The sequence below is a fragment of the Rhizobium ruizarguesonis genome (assembly GCF_017357285.1).
GTDB lineage: Bacteria > Pseudomonadota > Alphaproteobacteria > Rhizobiales > Rhizobiaceae > Rhizobium > Rhizobium ruizarguesonis.
Genome location: NZ_CP071679.1, coordinates 402,391 through 417,366 on the forward strand (window position 1 = coordinate 402,391; position 14,976 = coordinate 417,366).

The 14,976-nt window shown below is 61.2% G+C and carries 17 protein-coding genes and 1 pseudogene; 6 read left to right on the plus strand and 12 right to left on the minus strand.

All coding sequences use genetic code 11. The features are described 5' to 3' along the window. The first annotated feature begins 26 nt into the window (after nt 1-26). The 4 genes from tsdA to J3P73_RS26410 are packed head-to-tail and all read left to right on the plus strand — an operon-like array spanning nt 27 to nt 3,227. Entirely contained in the window at nt 27-1,007 is a 981-nt protein-coding gene (gene tsdA / locus J3P73_RS26395) for a gamma-resorcylate decarboxylase (RefSeq protein WP_130656457.1), read from the plus strand. A gap of 1 nt (nt 1,008) precedes the next feature. Next, nucleotides 1,009-2,067 (plus strand): maleylacetate reductase, encoded by a 1,059-nt coding sequence (locus J3P73_RS26400; RefSeq protein WP_024321433.1) that lies wholly within the window; start codon nt 1,009-1,011, stop codon nt 2,065-2,067. A gap of 18 nt (nt 2,068-2,085) precedes the next feature. Beyond that, nucleotides 2,086-2,934, plus strand: coding sequence for an intradiol ring-cleavage dioxygenase (locus tag J3P73_RS26405; RefSeq protein ID WP_130663167.1), 849 nt, complete (start codon nt 2,086-2,088; stop codon nt 2,932-2,934). Continuing rightward, entirely contained in the window at nt 2,931-3,227 is a 297-nt protein-coding gene (locus J3P73_RS26410) for a YciI family protein (RefSeq protein WP_018071408.1), read from the plus strand. The genes J3P73_RS26405 and J3P73_RS26410 overlap by 4 nt, the downstream gene beginning before the upstream one ends. Before the next feature lie 108 nt (nt 3,228-3,335). Here the strand turns inward: J3P73_RS26410 and cysE are convergent, their stop codons facing one another. Continuing rightward, the gene (gene cysE / locus J3P73_RS26415; protein ID WP_018493616.1) at nt 3,336-4,184 is read right to left on the minus strand and encodes a serine O-acetyltransferase; all 849 of its coding nucleotides are present in this window, start codon (nt 4,182-4,184) and stop codon (nt 3,336-3,338) included. A gap of 50 nt (nt 4,185-4,234) precedes the next feature. Then, nucleotides 4,235-5,188, minus strand: coding sequence for a sulfonate ABC transporter substrate-binding protein (locus J3P73_RS26420; protein WP_207580036.1), 954 nt, complete (start codon nt 5,186-5,188; stop codon nt 4,235-4,237). Between the two features lie 1,120 nt (nt 5,189-6,308). Here J3P73_RS26420 and J3P73_RS26425 point away from each other — a divergent pair. Together J3P73_RS26425 and J3P73_RS26430 are read left to right on the plus strand one after the other, a co-directional pair. Next, complete coding sequence (locus J3P73_RS26425) at nt 6,309-6,584, plus strand: hypothetical protein (RefSeq protein ID WP_245002745.1); 276 nt, start codon at nt 6,309-6,311, stop codon at nt 6,582-6,584. Beyond that, nucleotides 6,554-6,934, plus strand: a pseudogene (locus tag J3P73_RS26430) (aconitate hydratase AcnA); the annotation flags it as partial. The gene J3P73_RS26425 and the pseudogene J3P73_RS26430, both read left to right, overlap by 31 nt. Here J3P73_RS26430 and J3P73_RS26435 read toward each other — a convergent pair. The 10 genes from J3P73_RS26435 to J3P73_RS26480 all read right to left on the minus strand — a co-directional run bounded on the left by J3P73_RS26435 (nt 6,903) and on the right by J3P73_RS26480 (nt 14,972). Beyond that, nucleotides 6,903-7,616: an RNA polymerase sigma factor gene (locus J3P73_RS26435; protein WP_130687337.1), complete on the minus strand. Its 714-nt coding sequence runs from the start codon at nt 7,614-7,616 to the stop codon at nt 6,903-6,905. The pseudogene J3P73_RS26430 and the gene J3P73_RS26435 sit on opposite strands and share 32 nt — an antisense overlap. Nucleotides 7,617-7,660: 44 nt before the next feature. Beyond that, nucleotides 7,661-7,981 carry a cupredoxin domain-containing protein gene (locus J3P73_RS26440; RefSeq protein WP_018071414.1) on the minus strand — a complete coding sequence of 107 codons (321 nt, stop codon included), beginning with the start codon at nt 7,979-7,981 and terminating at the stop codon, nt 7,661-7,663. 9 nt (nt 7,982-7,990) lie between these two features. Beyond that, complete coding sequence (locus J3P73_RS26445) at nt 7,991-8,512, minus strand: DUF4142 domain-containing protein (RefSeq protein WP_024321427.1); 522 nt, start codon at nt 8,510-8,512, stop codon at nt 7,991-7,993. Nucleotides 8,513-8,653: 141 nt separating this feature from the next. Continuing rightward, nucleotides 8,654-9,001 carry a DUF488 domain-containing protein gene (locus J3P73_RS26450; protein ID WP_024321426.1) on the minus strand — a complete coding sequence of 116 codons (348 nt, stop codon included), beginning with the start codon at nt 8,999-9,001 and terminating at the stop codon, nt 8,654-8,656. Nucleotides 9,002-9,251: 250 nt separating this feature from the next. Continuing rightward, nucleotides 9,252-10,697, minus strand: coding sequence for an aldehyde dehydrogenase (locus J3P73_RS26455; RefSeq protein ID WP_027687986.1), 1,446 nt, complete (start codon nt 10,695-10,697; stop codon nt 9,252-9,254). 23 nt (nt 10,698-10,720) lie between these two features. Further along, entirely contained in the window at nt 10,721-11,506 is a 786-nt protein-coding gene (locus J3P73_RS26460; RefSeq protein ID WP_027687985.1) for a coniferyl-alcohol dehydrogenase, read from the minus strand. Nucleotides 11,507-11,546: 40 nt separating this feature from the next. Next, the gene (locus tag J3P73_RS26465) at nt 11,547-12,584 is read right to left on the minus strand and encodes a branched-chain amino acid ABC transporter permease (RefSeq protein ID WP_130687336.1); all 1,038 of its coding nucleotides are present in this window, start codon (nt 12,582-12,584) and stop codon (nt 11,547-11,549) included. Further along, entirely contained in the window at nt 12,581-13,495 is a 915-nt protein-coding gene (locus tag J3P73_RS26470) for a branched-chain amino acid ABC transporter permease (protein WP_024321422.1), read from the minus strand. Before J3P73_RS26470 ends, J3P73_RS26465 begins: the two co-directional genes overlap by 4 nt. Then, complete coding sequence (locus J3P73_RS26475; RefSeq protein ID WP_018071420.1) at nt 13,492-14,220, minus strand: ABC transporter ATP-binding protein; 729 nt, start codon at nt 14,218-14,220, stop codon at nt 13,492-13,494. Before J3P73_RS26475 ends, J3P73_RS26470 begins: the two co-directional genes overlap by 4 nt. After that, on the minus strand, nt 14,217-14,972 hold the full coding sequence (locus J3P73_RS26480) for an ABC transporter ATP-binding protein (RefSeq protein ID WP_024321421.1): 756 nt from the start codon (nt 14,970-14,972) through the stop codon (nt 14,217-14,219). The genes J3P73_RS26475 and J3P73_RS26480 overlap by 4 nt, the downstream gene beginning before the upstream one ends. Between the last annotated feature and the right edge of the window lie 4 nt (nt 14,973-14,976).

A 14,976-nucleotide genomic window follows, 5' to 3' on the forward strand; every position in this document is an offset into this window, starting at 1 on the left:
ATTTAAGACAGGAAAGAGAGCATATCGTGCAAGGCAAGATCGCGCTTGAAGAACATTTCGCCATTCCCGAGACGCTGCAGGATTCGGCTGGATTCGTGCCGGGCGACTACTGGACTGAACTGTCCGCCCGTCTTCTGGATATCCAGGACAAGCGTCTGCGGCTGATGGATGCCCACGGCATCGAGAAAATGATCCTGTCGCTGAATGCTCCGGCCGTGCAGGCGATCCCGGATAAGGCAAAGGCCCTGGAGATTTCCCGGCGCGCCAACGACTTTCTGGCAGAGCAATGCGTCAAGAACCCGAACCGTTTCCTGGGATTTGCAGCTTTGCCCCTGCAGGATGCGGATGCGGCTGCGCAGGAATTGCAGCGCTGCGTGACAACGCTGGGTTTCGTCGGCGCACTGGTCAATGGCTTCTCGCAGGAAGGCGACGGAACGACGCCGCTTTACTACGACCTGCCGCAATATCGTCCGTTCTGGGCCGAAGTCGAAAAACTCAACGTTCCCTTCTATCTGCATCCGCGCAACCCGCTGCCGCAGGATAGCCGGATCTATGCTGGCCATTCCTGGCTGATGGGTCCGACATGGGCGTTCGCCCAGGAGACCGCTGTCCATGCGCTGCGATTGATGGGATCCGGCTTGTTTGACGAACATCCGGCTTTGCGGATCATCGTTGGTCACATGGGCGAGGGGCTGCCCTACATGATGTGGCGCATCGACAACCGGAATGCGTGGGTCAAAGTGGAAAAGAACTATCCGGCCAAACGCCCGATTGCCGATTATTTCAACGAGAATTTCTATATCACGACGTCGGGGAACTTCCGCACGCAATCGCTTATCGATGCGATGCTGGAAATTGGCGCGGACCGAATTCTGTTCTCGACAGACTGGCCATTCGAGAACGTCGACCATGCTGCAAACTGGTTCGACAACACGACCATCTCCGAAGCCGACCGTCTGAAGATCGGTCGCACCAACGCAGTTTCACTCTTCAAACTCGATCGATAGCATGGTTGCACCTTTCAGATACACGGCCAGCGCGGCCCAGATCTTCTTCGGGAGCGGCTCGTTGAATCGTCTCGCCGAGGCGATTGCAGGGCAGGGCGGCAAGCGCGCCCTGATCCTTTCGACCCCGCACCAGAAAGCGGAGGCTGAACGGATCGCTGCTTCCCTCGGCCCGCTTGCGGCGCGACTGTTCCACGATGCGACGATGCATACGCCGGTCGATGTGACCGAGCGCGCGATGGCGGCATACCACGGAGCCGATGCCGATTGCGTCGTCGCGATCGGCGGCGGATCGACGATCGGTCTCGGCAAGGCGATCGCCTACCGCAACGACGCGCCACAAATCGTCGTGGCGACGACCTATGCAGGGTCGGAGGTTACACCGATCCTTGGCCAGACAGAGAACGGGCAGAAGACGACGGTCCGCGGGCCCGGCATCCTGCCCGAAGTGGTGATCTACGACCCTGAATTGACATTGGGATTGCCGGTCAACATCAGCGTCAGCAGTGGGCTCAATGCGATGGCGCACGCGGTCGAAGGTCTCTACGCACAGGATCGCAATCCCATTTCGTCGATGATGGCGGTCGAGGGCCTGCGCGCGCTGAAGCTGGCTTTACCTCAAATCGTCAATGCACCTGGGGATATCGAGCCGCGAAGTGAAGCGCTTTACGGCTCCTGGCTGTGCGGCACGGTGCTGGGAGCGGTTGGAATGGCCTTGCATCACAAGCTTTGCCATACGCTGGGCGGTAGCTTCGATCTGCCGCATGCAGAAACCCATGCGGTCATTTTTCCCCATTCTGCCGCCTACAACGCGCAGGCCGCAGCGGATGCGCTAAAGCCCGCTGCCGATCTTTTCGGCGGCTCGCTGGGCAGCGGTCTTTATGATTTTGCCGCTTCGATCGGCGCCCCCATGGCGCTGCGAGATCTGGGTATGAAGGAAGCCGATCTGGACCGTGCGGCGGAACTCGCCGCCCAGAACCCCTACTGGAACCCGCGCCCGATCGAACGGGAAGCGATCCGGGCTTTGTTGCAGAGCGCCTGGGAGGGCGCACGGCCGCGTTAATGCTTAGGAGGATGCCACGTGCCTGAATATTTCAGCGAAGAGAGATCCGCCGAAGCCGTCAACTCGCGGATGGGGCAGGACATTAATCCACGTCTGGCCGAAATCATGGCGTCGCTTGTCAAGCACCTGCATGCCTTTGCCAAGGATATCAGCCTGACCCAGGAGGAATGGGAGCTGGCCATCGGCTTCCTGACCCGAACCGGCCATCTCTGTCATGACGAGCGACAGGAGTTCATCCTGCTCAGCGATACGCTGGGTTTGTCGATGCTGGTGGATGCAATCAACAACCGGCGTCCGCCAGGCGCCACCGAAAATACCGTGTTCGGACCGTTCCATGTCGAAGGTGCGCCCGTACGGCAGATGGGCGAAAACATCTCGCTCGATGGCAAGGGCGAGAGCTGTCTCTTCATCGGGCGAGTGCTGGATCTTAACGGCAATCCGATCGAGGGAGCCCGGATCGATGTATGGTCGGATAATTCCGATGGCTTCTACGACGTCCAGCAGCCGGATATCCAGCCGAAGTGGAACAACCGGGGCATTTTCGTCACCGGTGCGGATGGCACTTATAGTTTCGTCGGCATAAAGCCGGTTTCCTATCCGATCCCGGATGACGGCCCGGTCGGCCAGATGCTGACGTCCCTCGGTCGCCATCCCTACCGTCCTGCCCATACTCATTACCTGATCACGGCTTCAGGCTATCAGAAGCTCGTAACCCACACTTTTGTCGGCGACGATCCCTATTTGGAATCCGATACGGTGTTTGGTGTGAAAAGCAGCCTGGTCGCGCCTTTCGAGCGTGTCGATCGTGCGACGGTCTGGCGCTCCGATTTCGATTTCGTGCTGACGCCAGTGGAGAATAGACAATGATCGTTGCACGCTATGCGGTATCCGACCCCGGCAAGGCTGGCGAACGTTCCCGATTGCTCGAGGAGCACAAGGCCTATCTGCATGGCGCGGCGATCCGCATCTTGCTTTCCGGACCTTCTGCGCCGCCGGCAGAGGGCAAGGGTTCGACCGCCGTCGTGATCGCCGAAGTCGAAACGCTCGCCGAGTTCGAGGCGTTCAGCGCAGCAGATCCCTTCGTCCGCTCCGGTGTCTACCGCAGCATCGATCTATTCGAATGGCGGCCCACTTTGGGGCTCCTTCTAGAGGGGCTCTGATCCACGTTTTGACCGTCACAACTGATCAGAGCCAGCAGGATGCGCCGTCGGAAAGCTTGGCGCGACCGGCGCTGCAAGGGTGATACCCAGGACAAGCATACCCACGCCTTAGATCGTATACTCCGGTTCGGACAAGGTTTGGTCCATCGTGATGCCCGGGAGGTTGAAGTGGCGCTTGCCCACCTGCCTCGCCGGAATGCCGGCGACCGATGTGTAATCTGCAACAGCATTTATGACCACGCTGCCTGCACCCACCTTGGCGCCGACGCCAATTTCGATGTTGCCGAGAATCTTGGCTCCCGCTCCGATAAGAGCGCCGCGCCGTACCTTGGGGTGCCGGTCGCCGGCCTCCTTGCCCGTTCCTCCCAATGTGACATTCTGGAGTATGGATACGTCGTCTTCGACGACCGCCGTCTCGCCGATCACCAGGCCGCTCCCATGGTCGAGCATGATGCTCTTTCCCATCTTCGCGGCGGGATGAATGTCGACGCCGAAAACTTCAGAAATTCGGCTCTGGATGTGGCGCGCCAAATGGAGCCGGTCATGATGCCAAAGCCAGTGGGCGACCCGTTGTCCCTGCAAAGCCACAAAGCCCTTGAAATAAAGGAATGGCGTCAGGATTTCCGTGTTCGACGGATCACGTGCCTTGATCGCTGTCAGGTCGGCGGCGGCATCGGCGACAATATTGCGATTGCCGACGAACGCCTGTGCAATCACCGCCAGCAGCTCGTCATGGTCGAGATCGTGATTGGCCAGTTTGATCGCGACCCGCTGAGCCAGCGCCTGGGCGAAACTCGCATGATAAAGCACTGCTGAATTCATGGCGCGCGTGAGTGCTGCATCCTTGGCGGAAGCATTGACGGCCTCCGCGCAAAGAGCCGCCCATATCGCGGCAACCTGAGGCGAGGGGGATGGCTCGGTCGACAGATTGCTCAAGCTGACCAGTGGAACCGTCATGCTACCTTCCTTCTACAGGCGGACATCCGCGTCTTCCATGTCGATGAGCGCTACGCCTTGCCCTTGCGGACAACGTCCGCAATCGTCACCTCCTTGGGAATGAGCTTGAGTTTGAAAAAGGTGTCGGCGATGCTCTGCTGCTGCGCGACGACGGAGTCATCCAGGTGCTTGATCCCATAGGACTGACGTTCGAGCGCCTTGACGAGGACAGGTTGGGGGATGCCGACCGACGGTGATAGCTCTGCAGCCGCAGCCGCGGTGTCGGACTTGGTCCATTCGTCGATCTCGGAAATGGCGTCGATCAAGACATCGATCGCCTGGGCGTGGCCGTCAACCAGCGCACTCGTGCCGAGATAGAACTGGTGATTGGGAACGATGCCCTCGCCGTTTCTGAGCTCTCTCGCTTCGATCGCCACTTCCGCAGCTGCCTGGAAGGGATCCCAGATGACCCATGCATCCACCGCGCCCCTTTCGAAAGCTGCGCGGCCGTCGGCTGGAGCGAGGAAGGATGGCTCAACGTCCTCATAGGTCAAGCCGGCTTCTTCGAGCGCCTTAACGAGCAGGTAATGCACGTTCGAGCCCTTGTTGAAGGCGACCTTCTTGCCCTTCAGCTCTGCGACCGACTTTATGGGACTATCCCTAGGGACCAGTATGGCTTCGCCGCGCGGGGCGGGCGGCTCGTGTGCGATATAGACAAGCGGAGCGTTTGCGGCCTGGGCGAAGATCGGTGGCGTTTCGCCGGTCGATCCGAAATCGACAGCACCAGCGTTCAGGGCCTCGAGGAGCTGGGGACCGCCCGGAAATTCGGTCCATTCAACCGTGTAGTCGATGGATTTAAGTTTCTTCTCCAGCAACCCTTTGCCCTTGAGAAGCACCAGAGTTCCATATTTCTGGTAGCCGATACGCACGACCTTCTCAGCCGCGCCGGCCGGTCGAACATGCGTCAAAGGTGTCGCGATGGCACCTGCGACCAGTGCGGTGAAAGCTCGTCTTGTGATCTTCATCATACCCTCCGGAATAAGACGACGCCAAAATTAAAGTGTCTCTACATTTTTACTAGATTATACGTGCTCCTGAGCCCGCTTCTCCGGGATTCGCTTTTTTGTTCTGTCCCGGCAGCGAGCAAAAAGAACTGCGCCTGGTGATTCAGTTCCCCGCGCACGTCGTTTCCGCGTTTCAGGAGATCGGGGATTGAGTAGAGCTTTTCCAACCATCGGCTGCAGTCCGGCGATATTCACGGTATTCGCGGGACATATCGCTCCCCTGAGCGAATTAACCTAGGTCCATGCGGCCACACCGACGTGTCAGTCTTCGCCCACGAAGCGCTCAGGGAACGGCTCCGCTCGGCAAAACCGGAGATGAGGCGCATAAGGCGATCGATCAGATCGAAGAGCTACCTGAAAAATGCAAAAAAATGGCAAAAGACGCCGCGACCATTCAAGTCGGTAGCAAATTCCGTCAACCTGGACGAACGACGACCAATCCTCCGAAACTACCTGGAGGTCAGCCTTTGATTGATGTGCTAAAAGCTGGGACTTATTGAAGTGAGGAAATATGCAGCCATTGCCCTGGCGAAGGACACCTTCTGCGTCGTGTTCAGCGGCAAGGACTACGAGGATATGCACTCGTATATCCTCGTTTACGAGGGGCGAAGGAACAACCTTGGTCTCGTTCCGACGTCCCACGCAAGATCGATGATCTTGCTGGCAAAATAGGGGCGGATGGACGACCGATCATTTACGCCCTCAGTGACGAAGGTGATGTTTATACCCTACCGATGGGGCAGAATTCCTCCCATCGAAAAATAGAGGGCGCAGGAGTCTATTCCGACGATTCGACCGACCCTGGATACGTCAACTCAATAGCGCTGATTGGTGATGCCTTGTTCGTAACGGGCTATCATTCGCAGCTTTACCGACTGACCGATACGACTTGGGCTGGTTTCATAAGGAAAAGCTGCCGCAGGCACCGGAAACCTACGATTATCTCGTCTTCGGTGATCTGAATGGCTCGACTGAGAGCGATCTTTACATGAACGTGACCTTTCGCCGACAAGCACGAAACGAGAATTGACCGAAGAGGAAGAGGAGCGCGCAGCGGAAAAGGGCTGCCGTCCAAGCCTCGATGACCGACGCTGTCGACGACGACGAAGATTTCGAGGAGCTCTACGGAGCATGGGAGGCGACGCTTCACGCTGCGGGTATGGCGGACGATCGGTACTTTGCGCTATTGATCGGCGGCCCGCGCTGGGGCGATCCCCATACCATCATCCTGACCCGCGACGCCGAAGCGCAGACATTCTCGCGCCTCGATGTGCGGCGGGAATTGCGGGGTGTCAGGGTCGTGCCCCGGGCCGATGATGCGCCCGAGGCATGGGTTCATCGCGTGACTGGGCCGTGAAAGGCGTTTCGCTTTTGGGTGTCCGCGCCGTGTTGGCACGAAGCTTCGAGCGAATTCACCGCTCCAACCTCATCGGTATGGGAATATTGCCGTTACGGCTTCCGCCCGAATATGGGCCTGAGCTATTGAAGCTGACTGGCGATGTCCTGGAGATCCGCGCGGACGATCATCTCGTCGCATCCCGTTGCCCCGTCAGCGTGACCATCAAGCCGACTGGCGGCGATGAAATCTCATTTGCGGCAACGGCCGCGATCGAGACGATGGCCGAGGTCGAAACACTGAAGGCCGGAGGGATTCTCCCGCTTATATTGCGGAACATCATGGCGTCTTTTGACGAACGGCGGCGATGACGCGCTCAGCCATGAAGGCGCAGCGGGCGCCATCGAACGGGAACAGGGCCGAGAATGCGCCGGAGAGCTGTTTTTCGATCGACTGGCGCATCATCTTGCGCGCCCGGTGCAGCCGGGTCTTGGCTGTTTCGGGTCTTATGCCGAGATAAGAGGCGGCCTCGTCCGTGCTCATGCCCTCGATATCCCGCAGCACGAACACGGCACGAAAATCGTCCGGGAGTTCGTCGACCGCATTTTCGAGGAGATGCCGCGCCTGGCTCCTGGCGAGCTCGGTTTCCGGATCGGTTGCGGACAGGAAGGACGGAAACTGTAACACTTCGCCACCCCGCGCCGTCGTCTGCATTTCGATTTCCTCGAGCCCGGTGGTGTTCTTTCGGGCCCGCACGCGGCTGAGCGCCTCGTTGAGCGTAATGCGGGTCAGCCATGTCGAAAGTTGTGCGTCGCCCCGGAACGTCGCCAGATTGGTGAAGGCCTTGACATAGGCGGCCTGGACGACGTCTTCCGCCTCCGCATCGTTGCGGATGATGGCGCGCGCCGTCCGGAACAGGCGCTGATTGTGACGCTGAACGATGGTGCGGATGGCGGGCTCGTCGCCCATTTTCGCCAGGGGCACGAGATCGGCGTCGGACAGTATCGACATCTGCTGCCGGTGTCGCTCGGCCGGAACCGGAATGGCTGCCATGGGAGTTCTCCGTCTGCTTGCCCGTCTGTCGATTGGAGCCCGGCCTACGGCCGGACGTCCAGTTTGCCCGTCATGGCGGGATGAAAACGACAATAAAAATCAATCGCTCCCGCCTGGGCGACAGTCATGCGGCCTTCCGATTTCGGCGGCAGGTCGATATCGAAGCTCTTGTCGCGAGCGGTTGCCGTGTGCCTGAATATATCATCGTTTCTCCAGACGATCACATCGCCGACATGCAGCTCGGCAGGCGGCGAGCCGAATTTCATGCCGGTGATGGTGATCTGATAGTCCGCCGCTGAGGCAACCCCGTCGCCCGCCCAAAGCAGTGCAGACAGCAGCGGGAGCGATTTCAGTAGCGAGTCCATTCCTCAAGCCTATTTGATCGTGGAAGCCAGATGCTCGGCATGCATCTGATGTTCCTTGAACAGGGTCAGGCCCGTTTCCAGCAGCGACTTGAGATCTTTATTCTGAGCCGACGGGATCAAGATGTTGGCAAGCGCGTCGTTGACCGATCTGTGATAGGCGACTTCGTTTTCGACATAGGCCTTGTCGAACGCCGCGCCGTCGAGCGCCTCCAGCGTCGTCAGTTCCTTGGTCGCCTGTGTCGACAAGGACTGGCTGACGGGGTTGTCTTCGGGTGTCACTTTCAGCTTCTTGGCGAGAGCGAGCGCCTGATCGTTGACAGCCTTGTGGTCGCGCTCCATGGTTTTGGCGAATGCAATGACTTCGGTATTCTTGCTCTTCTTCAACGCCTGCTCTGCCGCGGTGACATCGATCTGTCCCGCCGTATAGGCGATGTGGGCGATCTGAGGATCGGTCGGCTTTGCATCGGCGGCGATCGAAGCCGTGCCGAGCGATGCCGCCATCAGGGTGGCGCCGAGAATTCGTTTCAACATCATCTGTCTCCCTTGTGTCGTGACCGAATGCCTTCCGGCGGCAACGGTGATGCGCCTTCGAAAGCGAGCATTGGATGCAGGTTTGTCGAAAAGGTTCCCGGAAATTTCGGACACGGAGAGAGCGTGTATCATCAGCGGCGGTCAGTCTTTGCCGAGAAAGCGCTGAAGTACGATGGCATGATTGTGCTGCAGGTCTTTCGCAGCGTAGAGAAGCGTCGCGTCCTCTTGCCGGATCTGACGTTTCAACTCCTCGACGGCGGATGGGTTCTTCTCCAGCTCGTCCCGATACCGCTGCTGAAACTCGGTCCACTTGGCGGGATCGTGGCCAAACCACCGGCGCAGCGCCGGGCTTGGTGCGACATCCTTCACCCAGATGTCGACTGCTGCATCCTGCTTGCTCAACCCGCGCGGCCATAGCCGGTCGACCAGGATGCGCAAGCCATCCTTGTCGTCTTTCGACTCGTAGATTCGTTTGATGTGCAAGGCCATGTGTCTCACCCCATATGTGCGAAGCCAATTCGGCCGAATAGGTGTGACAAGGGTTTGGTTCCAGACTGGCGCCCGAGATACAGGTGCTAGAACCTCTTCAAACGGGCACCGAACTATTTCGCCGCCCACGGCATATCGAAGCGCTGAAGCATCTTCCTAGGGGCGGTGCGAAATCACTTTCGCCGGTCTGAGCATAGGCCGTGCCACGACCGCAATGGCGTCGTGGCACGGTGACGCCTGTCAAACCTGCTCAGAAGGGATAGTGCTGGGCGGAATCCTCTACCGTGATCCAGCGCAGGTCGGTGAATTCGGCGATCGCCGCCTTGCCGCCGAAGCGGCCGTAGCCGCTGCCCTTGACGCCGCCGAAGGGCATTTGCGCCTCGTCGTTCACGGTCGGGCCATTGATGTGGCAGATGCCGGATTCGATCCGCGCCGCAACCGCCATTGCCCGCTGGACATTCCGGCTGAAGACGGCGGATGAGAGGCCGTATTCGGTATCGTTGGCGATGCGGATTGCCTCTTCCTCGCCGGAGACGCGAATGATCGGCTTGACCGGGCCGAAGGATTCTTCTGCATAGACGCGCATCTCGGGCGTGACATGATCGAGCAGCGTCGCCTCGACCACGGTGCCGGAGCGCTTGCCGCCGGCCACGAGTTTTGCACCCTTGGCCGTCGCATCGGCGATCAGCCCCTCCATTTTCTTCGCTGCGTCGAGGCTGATCAGCGAGCCGAGAACGACGTGGCCACGCGGGTCGCCGGCCGGCAGCTGGCTGGCGCGGGCGGCCAGTTTGGCGACGAATTGATCGGCGATCGTCTCGTCGACGATGATCCGCTCCGTCGACATGCAGATCTGCCCCTGATGCATGAAGGCGCCGAAAATAGCGGCATTGACGGCACCGTCGATATCGGCGTCGTCGAGGACAACGAGCGGCGCCTTGCCGCCGAGCTCGAGAAGGGCGGGTTTGAGATGTCTGCCGCAGGTCTCGGCGATGATCTTGCCGACCTTGGTCGAGCCGGTGAAGTTCACGCGCTTGACGGCCGGATGGGCAATCAGCGCGGTAACGATCTCAGGCGCATCCTCCGGCGCGTTGGTGAGGACGTTGATGACGCCGGCCGGCAGGCCCGCTTCGGTCAGCACTGTGGCAATCAGCCGGTGCGTGCCGGGGCATTGTTCGGATGCCTTGAGGACGACGGTGTTGCCGCAGGCGAGCGGCATGGCGATGGCGCGGGTGGCGAGGATGACGGGCGCGTTCCAGGGTGCGATCGCCAGGCAGACACCGGCAGCCTGGCGAACACCCATGGCGAGCGTGCCGGGTTTGTCGGAAGGGATGATTTCGCCTGATATCTGCGTCGTCATGGCGCCGGCCTCGCGCAGGATGTTGGCGGCGAGCATGACATTGAAGCCGGCCCAGGGTGCGGTTGAGCCGGTCTCCTCGATCATCAGTCGCGTAAACTCGCCGACTTTGGAATCCATGATATCGGCAGCCTTCATCAGGATGGCGCGGCGCTGGCCGGGGCCGGTCTTCGACCAGGCGCCGAAGGCAGCGGAGGCGGCATCAACGGCCGCGGCAACATCCTCCAGGCTTGCCGCGGCAGCGCGGCTTGCGAGCTTTTCGGTGAAGGGATCGAGACGATCATAAGTCCGGCCGCTGGAGGCTGCGCGGTCGGCGCCGTTTATGAGGAGGGAAATATTCATCGTGGGTCTCCTGGGGACAAGAACTAGAAGCCGAGGACTTCGGCGTTGATGGAAGCTTCGAGGCCGCCGTCGACGGCAATGTTGGCGCCGTTGATCCAGCGCCCGCCATCCGAGCAGAGGAAGAGCACGGCGGGGGCGATATCGGCGGAGGTGCCGGCCCGGCCGACGCGGGTGATGTCGCTATCGACTTTGGCGTCGCCGAGCACGGCGCGGAACTGCTTGAGGATCGGCGTTTCCACTGGCCCGGGGCTGACCGCATTCACCCGGATGCCGCGGTTTTTGAACAGCGGCTGATGGGCTGCCCGCATGGTCCAGAGCAGCAGCAGCTCCTTGGAGAGCGGGTAACCTTCCTCATCCTTGAGATGGTGCTCAGCGACGACCGCCGCCACCTCGGGAAAGCCTTCGATTCCGGCCAAGGATTTTGCCCGCTCGAGATTGGCGCGCCAGCCGTAGCCGGCAATCGAGGCGACGTTGACGATGGCGCCGCCTTCGCGAAGGCGGGGTGCCACGGCTTCGGACAGGGCGCGAAGCCCGTAGAAATTGACGGCGAGCGTCGAGACGACACCGGTGTTGCCGGAAAGGCCGGCGACATTGGCGAGTGCGTCGAGGCGCGCCGGAAGCTGCGCGACGATGTCGGCTACGCCTGATGCAGTCGAGAGATCCCCCTTGATGAAGGCGACACTTCCACCCAGCGGCTCGCGCACATCGACGCCGATGACCTCGGCGCCCATATGGCCGGCCAGTTCCGCCGTGCGGGCGCCGATGCCGGAAGCGACGCCGGTCACCAGGATTGTTTTACCAAAAAGCATGAACGTCACCTTTCGCAACAGAATCCGGATGCAAGCCGGCTCATTCTTCCCATTTGATTTTATGCGGGCCGGGCAATTTCAGCCGGTAGCCGACGGGCAGAAGTTGAAAATCGAAGCGGCGCTCGATTTCGCCCCAAAGGCCGCGCGGCAGGTAGAGCGAGAAAATGACGGCGGTGGCGCCGAGGCCGATCAGGTACCAGACGCCGGCTGCGCCGAAGACGGTCTCGATCACGAAGAATAGGATGGCGCCGAGGATGGCGCCTTCGAACTTGCCGATCCCGCCGACCAGCACCATGAAGATCATGTAGGCCGTCCATTGGACGCTGAAATAGGTCTTCGGCTGGAAGGTCGTGGCGGTCGCCAGCCACAGGCCTCCGGCGACCGCGATGCCGAAGGCGGCGAGCACGAAGAGCAGTCTCTTGGTCGCGATCACGCGCACGCCGACCGAGGTTGCCGCCTCCTCATTGTCGCGGATCGCCTGCATGGCCGCACCGGCGCGGCTGCGCATCAGCATGAAGAGAGCGCCGAGCAGTGCGGCCATGGCTATCAAGGCGAGCCAGTAGATCGTTGCCCGCCGCGTTGCGCCGTCATAGACATTGAGCGAGATCAGCGAGGTGCCCGTTTCCCCCTGGATCAGCCGGTCGAGGTTGACGAGCAGATGGGCGAGTTCGGCGACGACCCACATGCCGATCGCGAACTCGCCGCCCTTCAGGCGCAGCATGAACAGCGATAGCGGGATCGACAGCGCACCGGTCACGACCGCGGCGGCAAACAGCGCGACGAAGGGATTGAGCCCCGCATCCGCAAGCCGGATGGTGAAATAGGCGCCGAGGCCGAAAAACACCTGCTGGCCGACCGAGACGAGCCCGCCGAAACCGGCAAGCGCATTCCACATGGCGGCAAGGATCACGTAGATGAACAGGGCCGTCATCCGGTCGATCGCGCCGGCGCCGAGGACAGTGGGGGCAAACATCAAGAGGACGAGCACCGCGGCCATGCAGCCAAGCGCCACCCGCGACGATTTCGTCCAGCGTTCTATCGATATTCCATTGGAGGCAAGGGTCGCGTTGGGGCTCATGTCGGGCTCCGGAGACGGGTGCGCAGTTTGAGAGAGGCGCCAAGTTTGTCGAGAACCGGCATGCCGAACCGGGATAGCCTGACGAAAAGCACCAGCAGGAACACGGCATGGCCGCCGATCAGGAAGCCTTGCGGATGCAATTGCGCGCCGAGCGATTGGGCAAGGCCGAGAACGATGCCGCCGGCCAGCGTACCCCATAGCGATCCCGCTCCACCGATGACGGCGGCCTCGAAGGCGAAGAGAAGCTGCGGGCCGCCGGAATAAGCGCTGAAGGTTGCCCGCATCCCGAGAAAAGCACCGGCGATCCCGACCGTGACCATGGTGATCGCGGTGGCGACGGCGTTGACCCTGCGGGCGTCGATACCGACCAGTCCTGCCGTGTCGGGATCTTCCGCCGTGGCGCGGATCGCGCGACCAAGGGCAAAACGGCTCAGGAAGAACTGCAGCCCGCCGAGAATGAGGACTGCCGTCACCATCATCAGGACGGCAAGCTTGCCGACGAAGATGTGGCCCGGCAGTTGCCAGGATGCATAGGACAAGTTGCCGATGAACGGCGCGAGCGACCGGGTGTCGGCGCCGAACTGCTCGAACAGCAGGTTGTCGATGACGATCGACAGGCCGAAGGTCGTCAGGATCGGCAAGAGCGTGCCGCCGCGGGCGCTACGTTCCAGAACGAAGCGCTGCAACAGCCAGCCGACCGCCGCCATGACCGGCAACACGATCAGCAGGCCAGCGAAGGGCGAAATGCCGAATTTGGCGGCCAGCAGCCACAGCCCGTAAGCGGCTGCGACCGCCAGGCTGCCATGCGCGAGATTGATGATCCGCATGACCGAGAACATGAAGGACAGGCCGCAGGCGATGACGGCGTAATAGCCGCCCAGCAGAATGCCCTGGAGCAGGGTGTTGATCACGGTGCGCTCCTTTCGCCGGCTGCCCGGTGCAATCCGAAATAGGCTTGGGTGACGTGCTCGCGCGTGACGACGGCGGCCGGCCGGTCGAGGACGATGCGTCCTTCCAGCATGCAGATGACACGGCTTGCCACGCTCATGGCGCGAGCGAGATCCTGCTCGACGAGCACGATGGTCGTTCCCGAGGTGAGCAGCGCCTGCAGCTGGGCGTAGACGCGATCGACGACCAGAGGCGAAAGTCCGAGCGAGACCTCGTCCAGGAGAAGAATATCGGGATTGCTCATCAGCGCCCGGCCGATCGCAGTCGCCTGCTGTTCCCCGCCCGAGAGATGTCCTGTTTTGGCGTAACGGCGGGGTTTCAGGTTCGGAAAGGCGTCGAGGACACGATCGATACTCCACTCGCCCTTGCGGCCGGAAGTCTTTCCAAGAAGCAGGTTCTCTTCCACCGTCATCTGCGAAAACAGGCGCCGGCCTTCCGGCACCAGGGCGATGCCCTTGGCGATCCGCTTGTGGGACGGGACGGCGGCCAGATCTTCGTCGTTGAGAAGGACGCGGCCGGAGGATGGCAGATGAGCGCCGGCAATCGAGCGCAGCAGCGTCGTCTTGCCCGCGCCATTTGCGCCGACCAGCGCCAGTACCTCGCCCTTGGCAAGATCGAAACTGACCCCGCGCACCGCCTGGAGCAGGCCGTGGCGGACATCGAGGTCGCGGATGGAGAGAAGGCTCATGCGGGTGTCCCTCCGAGATAGGCCTTGACCACCTCCGCATTGCTCATGACCGTTTTCGGTTCGCCATCGGCGATGATCCTGCCGGCGTCCATGCAGATCAGCCGCTCCGCCACCTGCAGGAGGATATGAACGATATGCTCGATCCAGACGATGCCGATGCCGCGGCGGCGCAATTCGAGGATGGTTTCGACGAGTTCGCTCGCCTCGCCATCGGTCAGGCCGCCGCCGATCTCGTCGAGCAGCATCAGCCTCGGCTGCGTGGCAAGCGCACGGGCAAGCTCCAGCCGTTTGCGATCCAGCAGGCCAAGCGTGTCGGCGGGGCGGTTGGCCACTCCGAGCATGCCGCAGAGCGAAAGCGAATCCACCACGCGCTCATAGGCCTCGTCGCGGCTTGCGGCATTGCCGTGCGATGCGGCGACGAAAACATTCTCAAAAGTCGTCATGCCGCCGAAGGGCTTGGGAATCTGATGGGTCCGGACGAGCCCGGACCGGCAGCGCTCCGCCGCCGTCCGGCGCGTGACGTCGACGCCGTCGAAGGTGATGCTTCCCTCACTCGGCGGGAAGGCGCCGGCAAGCACGCTGAGCAGGGTCGTCTTGCCCGCGCCGTTCGGCCCGACAATGCCGACCGCCTCGCCATCGCCCATGGAAAAATCCAGATTCTCCAGCACCACCAGCGCGCCGAACCGCTTGTGGATTCCCTTGGCCGAGAGAAAGGCTCCCCCCGGCCGATTATGAGCTTCCCGCTGCAGCACTGTG

What these genes read in the sequence shown, in the direction of transcription:
- J3P73_RS26400 (WP_024321433.1), top strand. Translation starts at nt 1,009, where the DNA reads ATGGTTGCACCTTTCAGATACACGGCCAGCGCGGCCCAGATCTTCTTC.
- J3P73_RS26410 (WP_018071408.1), top strand. Translation starts at nt 2,931, where the DNA reads ATGATCGTTGCACGCTATGCGGTATCCGACCCCGGCAAGGCTGGCGAA.
- cysE (WP_018493616.1), bottom strand. Translation starts at nt 4,184, where the DNA reads ATGACGGTTCCACTGGTCAGCTTGAGCAATCTGTCGACCGAGCCATCC.
- J3P73_RS26420 (WP_207580036.1), bottom strand. Translation starts at nt 5,188, where the DNA reads ATGAAGATCACAAGACGAGCTTTCACCGCACTGGTCGCAGGTGCCATC.
- J3P73_RS26425 (WP_245002745.1), top strand. Translation starts at nt 6,309, where the DNA reads ATGACCGACGCTGTCGACGACGACGAAGATTTCGAGGAGCTCTACGGA.
- J3P73_RS26435 (WP_130687337.1), bottom strand. Translation starts at nt 7,616, where the DNA reads ATGGCAGCCATTCCGGTTCCGGCCGAGCGACACCGGCAGCAGATGTCG.
- J3P73_RS26440 (WP_018071414.1), bottom strand. Translation starts at nt 7,981, where the DNA reads ATGGACTCGCTACTGAAATCGCTCCCGCTGCTGTCTGCACTGCTTTGG.
- J3P73_RS26445 (WP_024321427.1), bottom strand. Translation starts at nt 8,512, where the DNA reads ATGTTGAAACGAATTCTCGGCGCCACCCTGATGGCGGCATCGCTCGGC.
- J3P73_RS26450 (WP_024321426.1), bottom strand. Translation starts at nt 9,001, where the DNA reads ATGGCCTTGCACATCAAACGAATCTACGAGTCGAAAGACGACAAGGAT.
- J3P73_RS26455 (WP_027687986.1), bottom strand. Translation starts at nt 10,697, where the DNA reads ATGAATATTTCCCTCCTCATAAACGGCGCCGACCGCGCAGCCTCCAGC.
- J3P73_RS26460 (WP_027687985.1), bottom strand. Translation starts at nt 11,506, where the DNA reads ATGCTTTTTGGTAAAACAATCCTGGTGACCGGCGTCGCTTCCGGCATC.
- J3P73_RS26465 (WP_130687336.1), bottom strand. Translation starts at nt 12,584, where the DNA reads ATGAGCCCCAACGCGACCCTTGCCTCCAATGGAATATCGATAGAACGC.
- J3P73_RS26475 (WP_018071420.1), bottom strand. Translation starts at nt 14,220, where the DNA reads ATGAGCCTTCTCTCCATCCGCGACCTCGATGTCCGCCACGGCCTGCTC.